Origin of the sequence: Providencia sp. PROV156, from assembly GCF_028480905.1 — a bacterium.
Taxonomy (GTDB): Bacteria; Pseudomonadota; Gammaproteobacteria; order Enterobacterales; family Enterobacteriaceae; genus Providencia; species Providencia hangzhouensis.
In genome coordinates this window covers 122,949-138,676 of the sequence record NZ_JAMPPE010000004.1, presented here as the reverse complement: position 1 = coordinate 138,676, position 15,728 = coordinate 122,949, and the positions used below count along the sequence as shown (strand labels likewise).

14 protein-coding genes and 1 other RNA gene are annotated in these 15,728 nt (G+C 41.6%); 5 read left to right on the top strand and 10 right to left on the bottom strand.

All coding sequences use genetic code 11. The annotated features are described in order from the left end of the window. Positions 1 to 389: 389 nt before the first annotated feature. From rlmF to smpB, 6 genes are all read right to left on the bottom strand, one after another. A complete protein-coding gene (gene rlmF / locus PSF31_RS04215; RefSeq protein WP_176489277.1) occupies positions 390 to 1,355 on the bottom strand; it encodes a 23S rRNA (adenine(1618)-N(6))-methyltransferase RlmF in 966 nt (321 codons plus the stop codon). 682 nt (positions 1,356 to 2,037) lie between these two features. Beyond that, positions 2,038 to 3,189, bottom strand: a complete 1,152-nt coding sequence (gene mcrC, locus PSF31_RS04210; protein ID WP_096863373.1) for a 5-methylcytosine-specific restriction endonuclease system specificity protein McrC — start codon at positions 3,187 to 3,189, stop codon at positions 2,038 to 2,040. Then, positions 3,186 to 5,141: an AAA family ATPase gene (locus PSF31_RS04205; protein ID WP_096863374.1), complete on the bottom strand. Its 1,956-nt coding sequence runs from the start codon at positions 5,139 to 5,141 to the stop codon at positions 3,186 to 3,188. The genes mcrC and PSF31_RS04205 overlap by 4 nt, the downstream gene beginning before the upstream one ends. Positions 5,142 to 5,398: 257 nt before the next feature. Next, positions 5,399 to 6,640, bottom strand: coding sequence for an integrase (locus PSF31_RS04200; protein WP_096863375.1), 1,242 nt, complete (start codon positions 6,638 to 6,640; stop codon positions 5,399 to 5,401). A 183-nt stretch (positions 6,641 to 6,823) separates the two neighbouring features. Continuing rightward, positions 6,824 to 7,187: a transfer-messenger RNA gene (ssrA, locus tag PSF31_RS04195) on the bottom strand. Between the two features lie 48 nt (positions 7,188 to 7,235). Then, entirely contained in the window at positions 7,236 to 7,718 is a 483-nt protein-coding gene (gene smpB, locus PSF31_RS04190) for an SsrA-binding protein SmpB (RefSeq protein WP_004265004.1), read from the bottom strand. A 153-nt stretch (positions 7,719 to 7,871) separates the two neighbouring features. Between smpB and PSF31_RS04185 the strand changes: the two genes are divergently transcribed. Beyond that, positions 7,872 to 8,306 carry a type II toxin-antitoxin system RatA family toxin gene (locus tag PSF31_RS04185; RefSeq protein ID WP_269473159.1) on the top strand — a complete coding sequence of 145 codons (435 nt, stop codon included), beginning with the start codon at positions 7,872 to 7,874 and terminating at the stop codon, positions 8,304 to 8,306. Further along, a complete protein-coding gene (locus tag PSF31_RS04180) occupies positions 8,290 to 8,595 on the top strand; it encodes an RnfH family protein (protein ID WP_004265002.1) in 306 nt (101 codons plus the stop codon). Before PSF31_RS04185 ends, PSF31_RS04180 begins: the two co-directional genes overlap by 17 nt. Before the next feature lie 173 nt (positions 8,596 to 8,768). On the opposite strand, the gene bamE is transcribed toward PSF31_RS04180, so the two are convergent. The 3 genes from bamE to nadK form a co-directional block, all read right to left on the bottom strand. After that, on the bottom strand, positions 8,769 to 9,161 hold the full coding sequence (gene bamE, locus PSF31_RS04175) for an outer membrane protein assembly factor BamE (protein WP_004265001.1): 393 nt from the start codon (positions 9,159 to 9,161) through the stop codon (positions 8,769 to 8,771). Between the two features lie 112 nt (positions 9,162 to 9,273). Continuing rightward, positions 9,274 to 10,935 carry a DNA repair protein RecN gene (gene recN, locus PSF31_RS04170; RefSeq protein WP_096863426.1) on the bottom strand — a complete coding sequence of 554 codons (1,662 nt, stop codon included), beginning with the start codon at positions 10,933 to 10,935 and terminating at the stop codon, positions 9,274 to 9,276. Between the two features lie 86 nt (positions 10,936 to 11,021). Further along, positions 11,022 to 11,921: an NAD(+) kinase gene (gene nadK, locus PSF31_RS04165; RefSeq protein WP_110591985.1), complete on the bottom strand. Its 900-nt coding sequence runs from the start codon at positions 11,919 to 11,921 to the stop codon at positions 11,022 to 11,024. A gap of 101 nt (positions 11,922 to 12,022) precedes the next feature. Between nadK and grpE the strand changes: the two genes are divergently transcribed. After that, positions 12,023 to 12,616 (top strand): nucleotide exchange factor GrpE, encoded by a 594-nt coding sequence (gene grpE / locus PSF31_RS04160; protein WP_004264998.1) that lies wholly within the window; start codon positions 12,023 to 12,025, stop codon positions 12,614 to 12,616. Between the two features lie 53 nt (positions 12,617 to 12,669). Here the strand turns inward: grpE and ung are convergent, their stop codons facing one another. Next, the gene (ung, locus tag PSF31_RS04155) at positions 12,670 to 13,350 is read right to left on the bottom strand and encodes a uracil-DNA glycosylase (protein ID WP_096863427.1); all 681 of its coding nucleotides are present in this window, start codon (positions 13,348 to 13,350) and stop codon (positions 12,670 to 12,672) included. Positions 13,351 to 13,730: 380 nt separating this feature from the next. On the opposite strand from ung, the gene grcA reads away from it, so the two are divergent. Beyond that, positions 13,731 to 14,114 (top strand): autonomous glycyl radical cofactor GrcA, encoded by a 384-nt coding sequence (gene grcA, locus PSF31_RS04150; protein ID WP_036959024.1) that lies wholly within the window; start codon positions 13,731 to 13,733, stop codon positions 14,112 to 14,114. A gap of 158 nt (positions 14,115 to 14,272) precedes the next feature. Beyond that, positions 14,273 to 15,718 carry an ankyrin repeat domain-containing protein gene (locus PSF31_RS04145; protein WP_110591983.1) on the top strand — a complete coding sequence of 482 codons (1,446 nt, stop codon included), beginning with the start codon at positions 14,273 to 14,275 and terminating at the stop codon, positions 15,716 to 15,718. Positions 15,719 to 15,728 lie beyond the last annotated feature (10 nt).

Genomic DNA, 15,728 nt, shown 5'->3' with positions numbered 1-15,728 from the left:
GTTTATCGGGAAGGTTAATCTGATTAACCCAACATAGGCATAAATGATGAAGTTGCCAAAAAAACAGGTTATCAATACATTGTCGCTGCCACTTGTATTACCTAGCCCCCACCTGATGTTCTCGTTGCTGATAGAGGATTACGAACAATTTTAAGCACCAATAAATGGGGGCTGGCTAAGCTGCTTGACCGTGAATTACGTCTGAGCCTCTTCATGTACGATAGATTTTAGCAGAAACGGATTCGATGAATAATGCTGCAGTGAGTACTGCCTAGTGCTGCTAGTCATTTAAAACAGGAGGGAGGAAAGGAGACTCATGGGATGTGTAGAAATTGAAAGAGAAATGCGAAGTTTTATCGGTGCCGATTAAATAACCGGCACTAGGGAAATTAACGCCAGCGTTCTTCCGCCCAGGCGGCCTGCTGTTGTGCGTCGTGGAACGTCCAGGCCACGAAGCGACTGATTTTTTGCCCCTGCGCCATTTCAATGGTACGGACTTCGGCCGCACCCACCAGCTTTAACGCGTGATAAATCGAAGGCAGGGTAGTGTTTTTAGAAATCAACGAGGTGAACCACAGGCAGTTTTGTGCCAGGCTAACGCTCTCCTCTACCATTTTACGCACAAAAGCTTCTTCACCGCCTTCACACCATAGCTCTTTATTTTTGCCGCCAAAGTTCTGTACCGGCGTGTCGGCTACCTCGCCTTTACCCAGCTTGTGCAGTTTGCGACGGGTGCTGGCTTGCGCTTCCTGTTCAGAGCTGTGGAACGGTGGATTACACAGTGTGGCATCAAATTTCTCCGCCACGCCGATGATGCCGTTCAAAATAAATTCAGGTTGTTTTTGTAAACGCAGGCGCACGCTGTTTCTCAGTGTCGGATTCATCTCCACGATCATTTTGGCCGAATTGAGCGATATCGGATTAATCTCCGAACCGGTAAAACGCCAGCCGTATTCACGCAGGCCAATAATCGGATAAATACAGTTGGCGCCAACACCCACATCAAGGATCGCCACGCCTTTACCGCGAGGGAACTCACCGCCGTTGCTGGTCGCCAGTAGGTCGGCCAGATGGTGTAAATAGTCGGCACGCCCAGGGATCGGTGGGCACAGATAATCGGCGGGAATGTCCCAGTGTTCGATACCATAAAAATGTTGCAGCAACGCACGGTTGAGCATTTTAACCGCCGCAGGATCGGCAAAATCTATCGAGATGTCGCCCCAGGCGTTCGGCTTGACGAACGGCTCCAGTGCCGGGCAACTGGCGATCAGCGCCGGGAAATCATAGCGTGAACGATGACGGTTACGCGGGTGTAAGCCGCTTTTCTGCTGCAGGAAGGTTTTCTTTTTTTCCACCGTGAAGGGCTCTCTTAAAGGTATTTCTGACGCGTACGATACCATATACCCTATAGCTTTCAAGTTGCAGCTAACAGCTCGGGATGAAACCGTATTAAGCCTGCATTCAGAGTTTATGCCGGAATGTCCTACTCTTTATACCCAACGTAATTCAAGATGCAGGAAGGCGGCAAGGGAAGATAAACAGGGAACATACATCAGTATGTGATCTGGCTGGCTGAGTGCGGCCAACCAACCTGCAGTTTGAATGAATAAGGATAAATATCGTCCGTTTTCAGCAATAAACTGCCTAGATGTAAGATTCAATAAACTGATTTGGCCAAATTGAATACATTAACGCCAAACATGGAATAACTAACACAAAATGTAAATCGGCCAACTAATAATATATGCACATAATTGGATTATATTCCATTATTAAAGTGTCCGGTTTGATTAAAGCAGATCAGTCAGAACATATCGATTTAGTGAACAAAAGTATCCTTGTAGCACATAACTAGCTCATGTTTAAACAACATCCGCCATTGGTACTAAACAACCCATATGTAAAATTCAAATGGCTGTTTTGAGCGAGGAGCGGAAGTGCTCCCAGGATATGTCAATATATGGGCTGGATGATTACACAGTGGTACGTCATGTGATGATTAAGCACGGATAACAGCTACGTGGCTGCAATAGTAGATTATATTGCATCCACTGCTTTATGAAGTGGTAAACCATCAGCCACAACTCCCGCACAATCATAGGCTAATTTCAGTAATTGTCTTTTAATTGTTTTGGCATCTACCGCCATATCTACTGTAGCAAAATGTATTTTATGTCCCTGGATGACAACATACTCATTGAGCATATAGCCAACGGCCGGATGAAGCAGAAGGCCAGCGGTATTAAGCGAAAGTAGGTCCGCCTTGCTCTCCTGTGTTCTAAGGTAGGTATATAACTGATAAATATAGTTATTACGTAGCGATTTTTCCCTATACCAGCCCTTTGTCAGGATCGCATTAAACTTGGTATCGATAATAATGCGCTGCTGGGCCATCTTGTGTTCAAGAATAATGTCTGATTTCATCGTCGGAAAAATCGCTGCGCTGCCAGCACTCTGATCGCTCAACGCCCATTTCAGCTCTTTCCCAGTTGAGATCTGCCAGGTTGTTTTGGCGAGGTGTACACGATAAAAGCCCGCAATACCTTTTTCAAATAGCCTTCTCATCCAGTAAAGATTATCTGAGGGCGCGGGCAAAAGATGTCGCCCTCGATCTTCGGTCGGCACCAGCAATTCAAAAGCTAATTGTGCGGCATCGACCATTGGTTTATCAGCGGCATCATGGCGTCCAAAACGCCGCACCGAGGGCAGTTCGTGGTTGTCAGGATACCCTCCGTTTATTCCCTCACGCCGAAGTGATATTGCCATAACGTGGCAATCTGCTGCTAACGATGGCTTCACTATGATCGGGATCAGATGCTCTAATGCGCAGCGAACATAGCGGTTTCGCGGGTTGTCGAGGGTCATATCCTGAAAATGACAGGCGACCCGCCCCCGCTCCAGCAACTGATGACTGGTCGTATACAGTACATCAATACGTCCTCTCACCCGGTTCAGGGCCGCATGACGAGTTTGGTATCCCATGCTTAAATTGCGACGACGGCGCAGCGTAATCTCATGTAGCAAGATTGTCGCCACCAGGTCGGGTATTTCTGCCGGGTTATCTTCAACCGCAATATGACTGCGTCCCAACTGACGGAACAGATCTGAAGCGTACAGCATCAGCAGCCAAAGATTTCGCACGGGAATGCGTGACGCTTTATGTTGCTCACACTTGGTGATTATCGTCATTCTGTTAATAACACTTTTCTGGCTTCATCGACTTTGTTTGGGGCATCAAACCAGTATTCGGCGAGCAAAGGACAGATCTCTGTAACGACGACCTGTTCATACCAGGCCTGAGCGTCGTTGATTTGCTGGCCGGTGGCTGGAGTGAAATAGCTGTGACCGATACAAAACTGCGGCCCTAAGGTGACATCTTTCGCCAGCATCTCGTTTAGCGCCGTCAGTCGAGATTCGATGATGGCTAACAGGTCTAAATCAATTGCGAATTTATGATTTACCCAGTTTTTCCACGCGTCATTAAACGCTGGCTTTAGATCGATAAATGCGAAACGGCGTCGCAGCGCCAGGTCGAGTAATGCCAGGGAGCGGTCAGCAATATTCATCGTGCCGATGATATACAGATTCTCAGGGATGTAGATTTTTTCATCAGAACTTTCACTATAGGAGAGCGACAGCGCTTCAGTCGGTGTGCGTTTATCTGCTTCCATCAACGTGAGTGTTTCACCGAATATTTGCGCCGGATTGCCACGGTTAATCTCTTCAATAATCACCACATATTTTGCGGCAGGATTATTGATTGCTGTTTTGATTGCATTCACAAAAGGTCCATCGATTAGCGTTAATCGCCCCTCTTTCCCTGGACGCCAGCCACGAATAAAGTCTTCGTAAGAGAGGGTTGGGTGAAATTGCACTGCACTAATACGCTCAGGTGCTTGTTCTCCCATTAAGCAGTACGCCAGACGACGCGCCAGCCAGGTTTTTCCGGTTCCTGGTGGCCCTTGTAGGATCAGGTTTTTCTTGTCGATCAACCGCTGAAGTGTGAGTTGAATCTTCGCCTTTTCCAGGAAACAGCCATCCTGAATCAGATGACTGATGGCGTAAGGCGCGTGAGTGAGTTTTGGTGGCGGTGCACTCTCTTCGACTGTATCCTCAGTTATCGTCTGGGATTCGTTTTTTTCAAAATTTAGATATTCATAATTTCCGCGCTCAACGAATTTTAACTCATCATCATCGCGTAATTTCTGCAGATAAAAGGAGATTGAGCTTGTAACCGTTTTGCTTTCAGGACGTTCTGCCTTGAATACGTCCAGATAGTGTTCTTTCAACTCCGAAGCAGTGAAATAAGGGCTCTCTTTTTTCAGGCATAACGCCTTAATTTTATTCAGTAGAGAGGCTTTCCACGTTCGATTTTCCACTTCATCTTTAAACTGGCTAAGATCGGTATGCCACGCTGACAGAGATAGTTCCGGGAAGGAATGAACTGGATAGTTGGGTTGGGTAAAGGCCTTGTTAAGCGCCTGCATAATGCTCAAGTAGCTTTGCCCACTGCAGCGACCTTTTACCCCGTTTTTAAGTATCTTAATATTTAACACTTTCTGGATGTAATACTGCGACTGGCTATCTAAAGTGGGGTAAAACCAAGGACGGACCCAGTACAGCCCCATGGTCAGATTCCAGCCAACATTCCTCACTGCAGAAGCGATGTCATATGCGGAAGTGAAGTCTGCGGAGTTAGTATTCTCGTTATCTGCAAACATCATTGCCTGTGAGAACATCTCCCACAAGCGTTCAATGTCATCAGGATCACGCGACCTTTCATAACCAAAGAACCAGGACTTTTGGTTATTCAGCAGCGGGATACCAGCAAAGGAGTCAGGAACCGGCTCGCTCACGCCCAACAAATTCGCCAGCCTAGCGGCAATAGTTTTTCGATTGGTGTCGGTCAGACTGCGATTGAACAAACCCATGGTAGTAAACGGACAAATGTCTTTTAAAGGAGAAGCTTCCCCCTTAGCGGGTTTGTCCTGCAGATGGGACATCCCGTCGACATCTGCTGCAATCAGGTGAATGCCTTTGACTAATTCATCTCTCCGGTTCCGCCAGGTCAGTAACTCGCTGGCAAAAGCCTCATAAAAACGAGCCCATGCAAATTTAACGTCGTGTTCTGCTGTGTCCACGGTGGCTCCTTTATGCTTGTTAGGCATTAATAACTTATCTGTGCGAATTTTAATATATTACTATCAATCTCGGGAGACTTAAACTACCTGATACGTGGATAGGCATGCGGTTTTCAAGAAATCATACCGTCCGAATCTCCGTTGATTAACATAGACTGATTTAGCAACTTCCGCTCTTGGCACAGAGCCGACATCTGGATGATATATAACTCTGTGTTGTTATAGTACCCGCTCAGATTAGAGCGGGTACACACAAATCACCCAACTAGCGATATTCCCCTTATCCCGCCTTCAATAATACTTCCCCTATCAGCCGATTCAATAAAATCAGCCCACCATTGCATCATAGGGCGTCTTTGCTCTAGGTAATCACTGCGGTTATAGGCGCGCCTAACTTCATTTTTATCAACGTGGGCGAGGGCGGCTTCGATAACATCAGGTGGGAAGCCTTGTTCATTGAGAGCGGTACTAGCAATTGAGCGTAGACCATGTGAAACAAGTACACCGCCGAATCCAGCACGTTTCAATGCTGCATTGACGGTTTGGCTGTTCATGGGTTGGGTAGGTTTAATGCGGCTAGGAAAGATAAACTCACGATTACTACTGAGTGGTTTCATTAGTTCTAAGATAGCTAAAGCCGCGTCAGATAACGGAACAGTGTGCTCACGGTTCATCTTCATTCTAGCAGCCGGTATCTTCCATTCCTTGGTTTCAAAGTTGATTTCGTCCCAACGGGCTTCAGCGGCTTCGGTAGGGCGGGATATGGTAAGCAGCTGCCACATAAACAAGCATCGAGTTGATAGGCTAATACTAGCTGTTCGCATTGTCTGCATGAGCTTTGGTAGCTGATCAGGGGGAATACTTGGCATATTCTTTTTCTTGGGCTTTTCAAAAGCTTTGCCAATATTGATACTAGGTACAGCATCAATTAAGCCAGTATTTTGAGCATAGATCATCACTTCGTTGATACGCTGACATAGGCGACGAACCGTTTCTAGCGCACCTCTAGCTTGAACCGGTTGTATTGCTTGTACCAATATATGTGCTTTGATATCAGTAACGCTGATGTCACCAATGGCAGGGAACACATCTCGTTCGAGTGAACGCCAGATATCATTACCATAATCTTCGGTTACAGTGGACTTCTTCACTTCCCACCAACGTTCAGCGACAAGTTGAAAGGTATTTGCCTTAGCTTCTAAGGTGTTACGGACTTGCTCTTTATGGTGATCTTGTGGGTCTATCTGCTTAGCGAGTAGTGTTCTTGCTTCAAGGCGGTAACTACGTGCATCAGCAAGACTGACGGCAGGGTAAGACCCAAGGCTCTTTTTAGCTCGCTTTTTAGTGAGAGGGCGAATGTAGCGAAATGACCACAGCTTGCTACCATTGGATTTAACCAATAGTTCTAATCCATCGCCATCATAGAGGACATAATCACTCTGTTTTGGTTTTGCTGCGTCGATCTCTTTTGCTGATAACGGTTTGGTTTGTCTTGCCATTTTTGATGTTCCATTGTTTTTAGGCACCTCAAAAACTATAAAGGTTTGCGAGGTGCCTATCAAGGTGCCTAAGATGATTGGATTTAATTAGGTGACATCAGACTGTGCAGGACATAAAAAAGCCCGCAACTCATTGAGTTAGCGGGCTTTTCAGTCTTCTTTGGACGTCCTTAGAAGATAATTTGGTGGAGCTGGCGGGAGTTGAACCCGCGTCCGAAATTTCTACATCCTCGGTACTACATGCTTAGTCTAGTCTTTGAATTCATTTGCCAGCTGCGGACAGACACGCCACCAACAAACTATCCTGATTAAGTTTAACGCTTCAACCCCAGGCAAGGCATCCACGCGATCTCTTTTGGGTTTGACCTCTCTTGATCCCCGTCCTAAGAGCGGAGGCTAGGGAGAGAGGGCTCTAAGCAGGTTATTAAGCTGCTAAAGCGTAGTTTTCGTCGTTTGCGACTATTTTTTTGCGGCTTTTTACGAGGCCAACCGCCCCTCGGCATGCACCTTGGGTTTCGCAAATCCCGTCGAATCCAGAATCAGCCCCAAGTTGTTGAGCGTAGTATAACAGAAAAATACTCTATAAAGCTAGAGGTTAGCGGTTAGAATGTTTCATTATACGTGCTTTATCGAGTTGCCATTCACGTTCTTTAATATCAGAACGCTTATCGTGAGATTTTTTACCTCTGGCAACGCCGATTTTAACTTTACACCATGCATTTTTCCAGTAGAGAGAAAGCGCAATAACGGTATAACCTTCGCGGTTAACTTTACCGTAGAGTGTATCTAATTCACGTTGATTTAAAAGTAATTTTCGGCTACGAGTTGGGTCGCACACAACGTGCGATGATGCAACAGTCAGCGGTGTGAAGTTTGCACCGAATAAATAAGCTTCGCCGTCCCTTAAAAGAACGTAGCTATCTCCAATGTTGGCTTTGCCTGCACGGAGTGATTTGACTTCCCAACCTTGTAGGGATAGACCCGCCTCGAACTCCTCTTCGATAGAATATTCGTGGCGAGCACGCTTGTTCATAGCAATTGTTGCTGAACCGGGTTTATATGGTTTTTTCTTTGTCATAGTGCAATCATTATACTGTAAGCTGAGTTGAAAGAAATCTTTCTAAGCTGATATTTTTTTGATTGTGCAAATCTTGCCCTATGTGGGTTTTGTTTTTTGTTTAACCAATCAAAGATGGTATTATACGCTCAGTTTTTGGGGATAGGAATTGATATGCCACAGATTAGTCGCTCTGCGTTGGTCCCTTTTAGCGCAGAACAAATGTATAAACTCGTTAATGACGTTATTTCATATCCGAGCTTTTTGCCGGGGTGTGTGAGTAGCAGAATTATTAGTCATAGTTCTGAAGAAATGACCGCTTCTGTTGAAGTGTCAAAAGCAGGCATTAGCAAAACTTTTGTCACAAAAAATGTGCTAGAGGATAACAAGTGCATTCATATGCAACTTGTGGAAGGGCCATTTAGTAAATTAGCTGGTGGTTGGAAATTTATTCCTTTAAGCCCTGATGCTTGTAAAATCGAGTTTCACCTTGATTTTGAATTTACAAATAAATTGATAGAACTTGCATTTGGCAAAATTTTTAAGGAATTAGCTAATAATATGGTTCAAGCCTTCACTTTAAGAGCAAAGGATGTATACAGTGTCTGAGCTGAATATTGAAGTGACATATGCGCTTCCTGAAAAGCAATTTTTGCTATCAGTAAAAGTGAAAGAGGGGGCGACAATAGAAGAAGCAATACTAGCTTCTGGTATTTTAGCTCTTAGAGATGATATTGATCTTAAAAAAAATAAGATTGGTATTTATAGTCGCCCTGCTAAATTGACAGATTTAGTGCAAGATGGGGATCGTGTTGAGATTTATCGACCTTTGATTGCAGACCCAAAAGAATTACGTCGCAAACGAGCGGAAAAGTCTAAAGAAGTTAAAAATAAGTAAACCGATTATACGTAGCGAACCGAGCAAAGCTCGGTTTTTGTCTTTAAATTTATTTATACAAGTTGAGTCTAAATAAATTTTTAATAAAGATACTCATAATAACAACCCGCCTGAATAAGTCCTTCAGAAAACAGGTTGTTATTATCACACTAGGTGGTTCTTAGTGTTTGTGGTTAGTCAGCTGTTTTAGTTTCTGATGCTTTTGTTTCAGCAGCTTCCATTGATTCCTGCGCGGCAAGATTTTTCTCGTTTTTGATGTCAGTAAGAATACCATTGCGATCAAAAATCAGAGTCAAAGTTTCTTGCTGAACTGGGTCATGCCCTAGTTCTTGGCGGAAAACATAATACCAAGTCTGAGTACCAAACGGGTCAGATAACATTGGCGTGCCCAAAGTATAAGCGACCTGTTGCTGTGTCATTCCTTTTTGGATCTTAGCAACATCTTTCGCTGTGAGGTAATTACCTTGGTTAATGTCTGGATGATAGACAAGACGTTCCATCATTGAACAGCCCGTAGACATTAATGCGAGTGATAGTGCGGCAGCAGTTAACAATTTATAACGCATGGATATCTCATTCCTTTTGGAGTCAGAACATCAATGATAATCGACATTGATACAATTTAAAACCTTCCTTATCGACTCTAAGACCACATGAGCGTAAAAAAGTTGTCAAAAATTATGCTGCAAGTAACTCTTTTGCGTTGGCTAGTGTATTTTTGGTGACTTCTAAACCTGCTAAAAGGCGCGCAAGCTCTTGTAATCTAGATTTTTTATCTAATAGCTGCATATGAGTTTCAGTTTCAACGCCATTAGTTTCTTTGCTTACATAAAAATGATGATGTCCACAACCTGCAACTTGAGGTAAATGCGTTACACACATGACTTGAGTTGATTCACCTAACTCACGTAATAACTTACCAACAATAGCGGCTGTTGGTCCGCTAATACCCACATCGACCTCATCAAAAATTAACGCTGGAGTATCCATTTTCTTAGCGGTAATAACTTGAATAGCTAGTGCGATACGCGATAGTTCACCACCTGAAGCAACTTTAGCGAGCGCCTGATGTGGCTGACCTGGGTTCGTTGTAACATTGAATTCTATCTTACATGCACCATCAATCTGCAATTGTTCTGATATAAATTTCACATCAATAGTAAACAGACCATGAGGCATTGAAAGTTGATGCATACTGTTGGTAATTAGTGTGCTTAACTCTTGGGCATAATGCAGTCGCACATGGTGTAAACGCTCTGCACAAGCTAATGCTTTTTGATGATCGATAGTAACTTGCTCGTTTAAAGTTTCACAATCTTCGTTTTGATTAGCAATTTGTTCTTGCTCAGTCAATAACTGTTGAAATAGTTCAGGTAGTGCCTCGGGGCTAACATGATGTTTTCGAGCTAAGCTAATTTGTTTAGAGATACGTTGCTCAAGTTCAAATAAACGGTTGGGATCAAGTTCGTATTGATCGCAATAATGTTTTATTTCATCACTGACTTCACTGACTTGTATTGATGCTTCTTCAAGCATATCGAGAAGTTCTGAAAATTTCGGATTGAGAGCAACGAGATCAGTCAATTCATTTTTTGCCATATTTAATAAACTAATGACGTTCGCATCATCATTTTCAGATAGTATATGCGTGGTTGTTTGACCAATAGATAAAAATTGCCCATGATTAGCGAGTTGTTTATATTCTTGGTCTATCTCTTCAAATTCTCCTTGAACAGGAAGGAATTCGTTCAGTTCTTTTAGATGATATTCCAGCAACTGTTGTCGAGATTCACGCTCTTGCATCTCTTTTTGAAATACGGCTAATTGTTGGCAGGAGTCGTGCCATGTTTTCCATGCTTTTTTCATTTGAGCAAGTAGTTCTTGCTGGTTTGAATAGGCATCAAGCAGGGACTTTTGATGAGTGTTATCTAGCAAGAGTTGGTGCGCGTGCTGGCCATGAATTTGGATCAGTAATGTACCGAGTTCTCTAAGTTGTGATAAAGGTACAGAAACGCCGTTAATAAAACCTCGGGAACGGCCGTCAGGAGAGATAGTCCGACGTAATAAGCACTCATTTTGGTTATCAAGTTGGTGCTCAATAAGCCAATTAGCAGCCATCTCAGCATCAACTAAGGAAAAACGGGCACAAAGATCAGCACGCAGTGCACCAGGGCGTACCATATTGGCTTCCCCCCGATTACCTAAACATAGGCCAAGAGCATCAATAGCAATGGACTTACCCGCACCTGTTTCACCGGTTATGGCTGTCATACCATTACGGAAATCAATTTCTAATTCACGTACGATTGCAAAATTATTGATTGTTAGTTGGGTAAGCATCTGCGCTCTCCTGTGAAAATACACACCTGTGTTTTAATACAGTGTATGACTGTTTTTTTATACAGTAAAGAGGCAGAATGAAAAAATTAAAAAGTTTTTTTAGCCCAGCCTAATTTTGAACTTAACGTATTGAAATAATTGTAATCTTGTGGATGAACTAAATTAAGATTTTTATTACTACGTTTAACAATAACTTCCTCTCCATCCTGAATAGGGAGCATAATTTGGCTGTCACAGCTGACTTCATAATCAATATTTGTTCGTAAAAACTTCAACCGAATACTGCTGTCGCTGCTAATCACCAGTGGTCTGGAGGATAAGGTATGTGGAAACATTGGAACTAATACAATAGCATCCAAGTTTGGGGTTAAAATAGGGCCACCTGCGGAAAGAGAATAAGCTGTAGAACCTGTTGGTGTGGCGATAATCAAACCATCAGAACGCTGAGAAAAGGCAAATTTTTCATCAATGTAAACCTCGAATTCGATCATATGCGCAACTTTGCCTGGGTGCAGAACAATCTCATTAATTGCGGTGCTTTTACGTGCTTTTTGGTTAGCTTTAATGACTTGTGCTTCTAGTAAAAAACGTCTTTCTTCGCGGTATTTTCCTTCAAGAACACTTGAAAGTTGTTGCAATGCATTATCAGGGTCTAAATCAGTAAGAAAACCGAGATTACCACGATTTACACCGATCACTTTATTATTATAGCGGGATAAAATACGAGCAGCGCCAAGCATATTGCCATCCCCGCCAACGACGACAACTAAATCAGCCTGTTGGCCTATTTCAGTTAATGTACCAGTGTTGGCATTAGCTAATTTTAAATCTTTAGCAACTTGTTTATCGATAATGGCATGATAATTTTTTGAAATTAACCAATGGTATATTAATTCATGAGTTGCCAATGCTTCAGGATGCCTAGGGTGCCCGACAATGCCTATCGTTTTAAAATGTGGTAGTGCTGTATTATTGTCCTTTCGCATACTTTTTTGGCCTCTGATTGTATGACTTCCCTTGAATCCCTGTATTAGATCCCCATAATACTCTCATATATGGGATTAATGCTAAATACGCGGAGATATTCATGAGTAGTAAAGACCAAAACATGCATGATGAGCAAGCTTTTGAACAAAATGAATCACAAAAAGTTCAAGCTGAGCAAGAAGCCAGCGTTCAACAAGCTGATGAGTTACAAGCAGACGAACAAGCGTTAGCCGCGCGTATTGCTGAGCTTGAGCAACAGTTAGAAGCTTCACAAAAAACTGAACGTGAAGCGATGTTACGTGCACACGCCGAAATTGAAAATATTCGTCGTAGGACTGAGCAAGATATCGAAAAGGCACATAAATTTGCACTGGAAAAATTCTCAAATGAATTATTGCCAGTGATTGATAACTTGGAACGTGCAATAGAAGCTGCTGATCACGAAAGTGAAGAGTCTAAAGCGATGTTAGAAGGTTTAAATTTAACGTTAAAAACCTTTTTAGATGCAGTGGCTAAGTTCGGTATTGAGCCTGTCAGTGAAGTGAATGTGCCATTCAACCCTGAAGTTCACCAAGCGATGACGATGATTGAGTCACCTGATCACCAAGCTAATCATGTGATTGATGTGATGCAAAAAGGGTACACGTTAAATAACCGTTTACTCAGACCTGCAATGGTTATTGTGTCTAAATAATCGATGAAATGGGATACGTGAGTATCCCATTTTTTCTTGTCCGCAATTTGAAATTATTCGCTAATTACAGGTGTCCAATCTATAGGTTTTTTGCCTTGCTGAGCTAAAATTTCATTTGTTTGTGAAAAATGCCCACAACCTAAAAACCCGCGATGAGCAGAAAGTGGGGAGGGATGTGGGGCTTTCAGAACATGATGGCGTTTAGTATCAATAATTTTACCTTTTTTCTGGGCATGAGAGCCCCAGAGTAAAAAGATCACGCCCTCGGTATTTTCATTAATTGCTTCAATAACTTTATCTGTAAATGTTTCCCAACCTAAATGCGCATGGGAATGGGCATTGCCTTGCTCGACGGTGAGGACGGTGTTAAGGAGTAAAACACCTTGTTGAGCCCAACTGAGCAAGTACCCATGATTAGGCCTTTGAAAGCCACTAATATCTTTTTCTAGCTCTTTATACATATTGACTAATGATGGTGGTGGCTTAATTCCTGGGAGTACGGAAAAAGAGAGGCCGTGAGCTTGCCCTGGCCCATGGTAAGGGTCTTGCCCAAGGATAACAACTTTAATATCAGAAAGCTCGGTATACCTAAATGCATTAAAAACGTCGTCTTGAGCAGGATAGATAATTTTACCATTTTTGCGTTGTTCTGCTACATAAGCCAACGTTTCTTTGAAATAAGATTTTGATTTTTCAGGGCCAATAACATCGTGCCACGTAATGGAGTTTGACATGAAATATTCCATAACAATGAATTTAAGAAGGAACAATTATATGAACCAGTTGATAGCTATAAGCTTACTGGTTCATGAGGGAGAGATAAAGCCCTGATATTGAGTATTAATCTTTAAAAAAAATTGAAAATATATAAAAATAGTTAAAAAAATGAATTGTGAATTTTGATTTAAATCATAATGTTGGGTTGGTTGAATTAGTTACTAAGCGGAATAATTGATAAATATCAAAGAAAATAGGGGATCTAACTGGTATAAAATACCTATATACATTGGTTAGACCAAATATCCAATTACAAGTTTTCATAAGATTGATGGTTAATGTAGCTTCGATTTATTAAGCAAATCGAATGCAATCTAGCTCGAACGTGGAGGTCGACATGATTACAGGTATTCAAATTACTAAAACTGATAATGCAGCATTGATGAATTCGTTTTGGTTACTGGATGACGAAAAAAATGAAGCTCGTTGTGTTTGTGCAAAAGCCGATTATAACGAAGGGCAAATCGTTGCTAAAGACGAATTAGGTGCTTTTGAGTATCGTGAAGTTCCTTTAGAAATGAAACCAACTGTACGTGTTGAAGGTGGTCAGCACTTAAATGTTAACGTATTAAGTCGTGAAACATTAGAAGATGCAGTTAAAAACCCAGAAAAATATCCACAATTAACAATCCGTGTTTCTGGTTATGCAGTGCGTTTTAATTCATTAACGCCTGAACAACAACGTGATGTTATTACTCGTACTTTCACTGAAAGCTTGTAATAAATATTAAATGTAATTACATCTAGTAATGCATAATAAATTCTAAAGCCATTGTTACCAATGGCTTTTTATTTGTTCCTAATAAAGTTGATTATTTCCCACCTTGGTTATTTGTATTTCAATATTCTTCCAACAAATACACTTGTTAGGGAGAATTCATGTCACTATCAACACTACAAACATTATCAAAAAAAGATGAATATATTTTTGTTAGAGAAAACTTAAATATTTATTTGCAGCACCAACATCAAGAAATTAAACCTTGTATAACAGATTTATGGCCTAAAGAGATATTAAGAGAAGACTTCTTAGGAGGTCATGCACAACAAAATGACTATATTTTGGCTCTATTAGCACAAGGTGCTTATCATAAAAATTGGCGGAATATTCAAGGTGTTGAAAGATTAAGTAATAAAGAGATTTTTGATCTCGGAATTAATGCGGAACTATTAAACGACGAGCAAACAGGTTTTCAAGCTAATATCTGTCGATTTAATGATTTATATATTCTTTGTTTTGCTGGTACTAACGATATTATCGATTTTTACAGTAATATTCGTCAAGGCCTTGGTTTTTATGAGTCTCAATATTTTCAAGCTGTTGGTTTGATGAATGTTTTATTCAATGCAGTTAATGGAAACACAATTTGTACAGGGCACTCATTAGGTGGAGGATTGGCATCAATAGCGGCGTTAGCGAGTCAATCACCCTGTATCGCATTCAGTCCTGCAGGGCTGGCAAAAAATACTATTAATAATATTGGGATTGATTATCACGTTGCTGAAAAAATGGCACAAGAAGGGTTGATACGTTATTACACGGTGCAATATGATTGGCTCGATGGATTACAAAACTCTTTACCGATCCCTTCTGCGTTGGGAAATTGTATTAAAATGGCTTATAGCGAACATAGCTCTTGGAAAAATTGGTTACCCACCCGTTTATTAACAAGAAGTTTTATTGCTCATTCAATGCTTAAAATTATTAGGGTTATGTGCAAACATAAGCCATGGAATAATTGGAATGCAATCACAGGTGAATATAATAAGGTACAAGAAATACCACTAGAAATATTTCCAACTAAAGAAGAAAAACAGGAAATGAGTTGGCAGGAATGTTGTGAAAGTGCTATCAAAAAAGGAAATATAACGGAGTTTTCAGCACTTTTATCATTAGACCACAAACCTTGTGACATTAGTTTATTGGCACAACAATCAGTCAGAACAGTTAATGGGCAATTTATGGCAGCCCTAATGGAATCTCAATATGGTCAAACAATTAAAATGTTTCAATCCAGAGGCCAAAAAAGTATTTTGCATTTAGCTGCGCAAAATGGCCGTCTTATACAATCGCAACTTTTATTAAAAAATGGATTAACAGTGAATATTAAGGATAGTTTGGGGAACACACCTTTACATGATGCGTTAAATAGCCATGCACTTGATGTTGCTACATTACTATTGGAAAATGGAGCCGATTGGCGAATTAAAAATAATAAAGGCTTAGATTGTAAGGATATACTTGGTAGCCATATTATTAAGTATGATTTGCTAACTCATGAAGGCAAACAAATGCGAGATAAAGTTTTTCAAATGATGGGCTAAATAAAAAACG

Excerpts from the sequence above, each read along its gene's own strand:
- mcrC (WP_096863373.1), bottom strand. The coding sequence starts at position 3,189 with ATGACGATAATCACCAAGTGTGAGCAACATAAAGCGTCACGCATTCCC.
- PSF31_RS04200 (WP_096863375.1), bottom strand. The coding sequence starts at position 6,640 with ATGGCAAGACAAACCAAACCGTTATCAGCAAAAGAGATCGACGCAGCA.
- smpB (WP_004265004.1), bottom strand. The coding sequence starts at position 7,718 with ATGACAAAGAAAAAACCATATAAACCCGGTTCAGCAACAATTGCTATG.
- PSF31_RS04185 (WP_269473159.1), top strand. The coding sequence starts at position 7,872 with ATGCCACAGATTAGTCGCTCTGCGTTGGTCCCTTTTAGCGCAGAACAA.
- PSF31_RS04180 (WP_004265002.1), top strand. The coding sequence starts at position 8,290 with ATGTATACAGTGTCTGAGCTGAATATTGAAGTGACATATGCGCTTCCT.
- bamE (WP_004265001.1), bottom strand. The coding sequence starts at position 9,161 with ATGCGTTATAAATTGTTAACTGCTGCCGCACTATCACTCGCATTAATG.
- recN (WP_096863426.1), bottom strand. The coding sequence starts at position 10,935 with ATGCTTACCCAACTAACAATCAATAATTTTGCAATCGTACGTGAATTA.
- nadK (WP_110591985.1), bottom strand. The coding sequence starts at position 11,921 with ATGCGAAAGGACAATAATACAGCACTACCACATTTTAAAACGATAGGC.
- grpE (WP_004264998.1), top strand. The coding sequence starts at position 12,023 with ATGAGTAGTAAAGACCAAAACATGCATGATGAGCAAGCTTTTGAACAA.
- ung (WP_096863427.1), bottom strand. The coding sequence starts at position 13,350 with ATGTCAAACTCCATTACGTGGCACGATGTTATTGGCCCTGAAAAATCA.
- grcA (WP_036959024.1), top strand. The coding sequence starts at position 13,731 with ATGATTACAGGTATTCAAATTACTAAAACTGATAATGCAGCATTGATG.
- PSF31_RS04145 (WP_110591983.1), top strand. The coding sequence starts at position 14,273 with ATGTCACTATCAACACTACAAACATTATCAAAAAAAGATGAATATATT.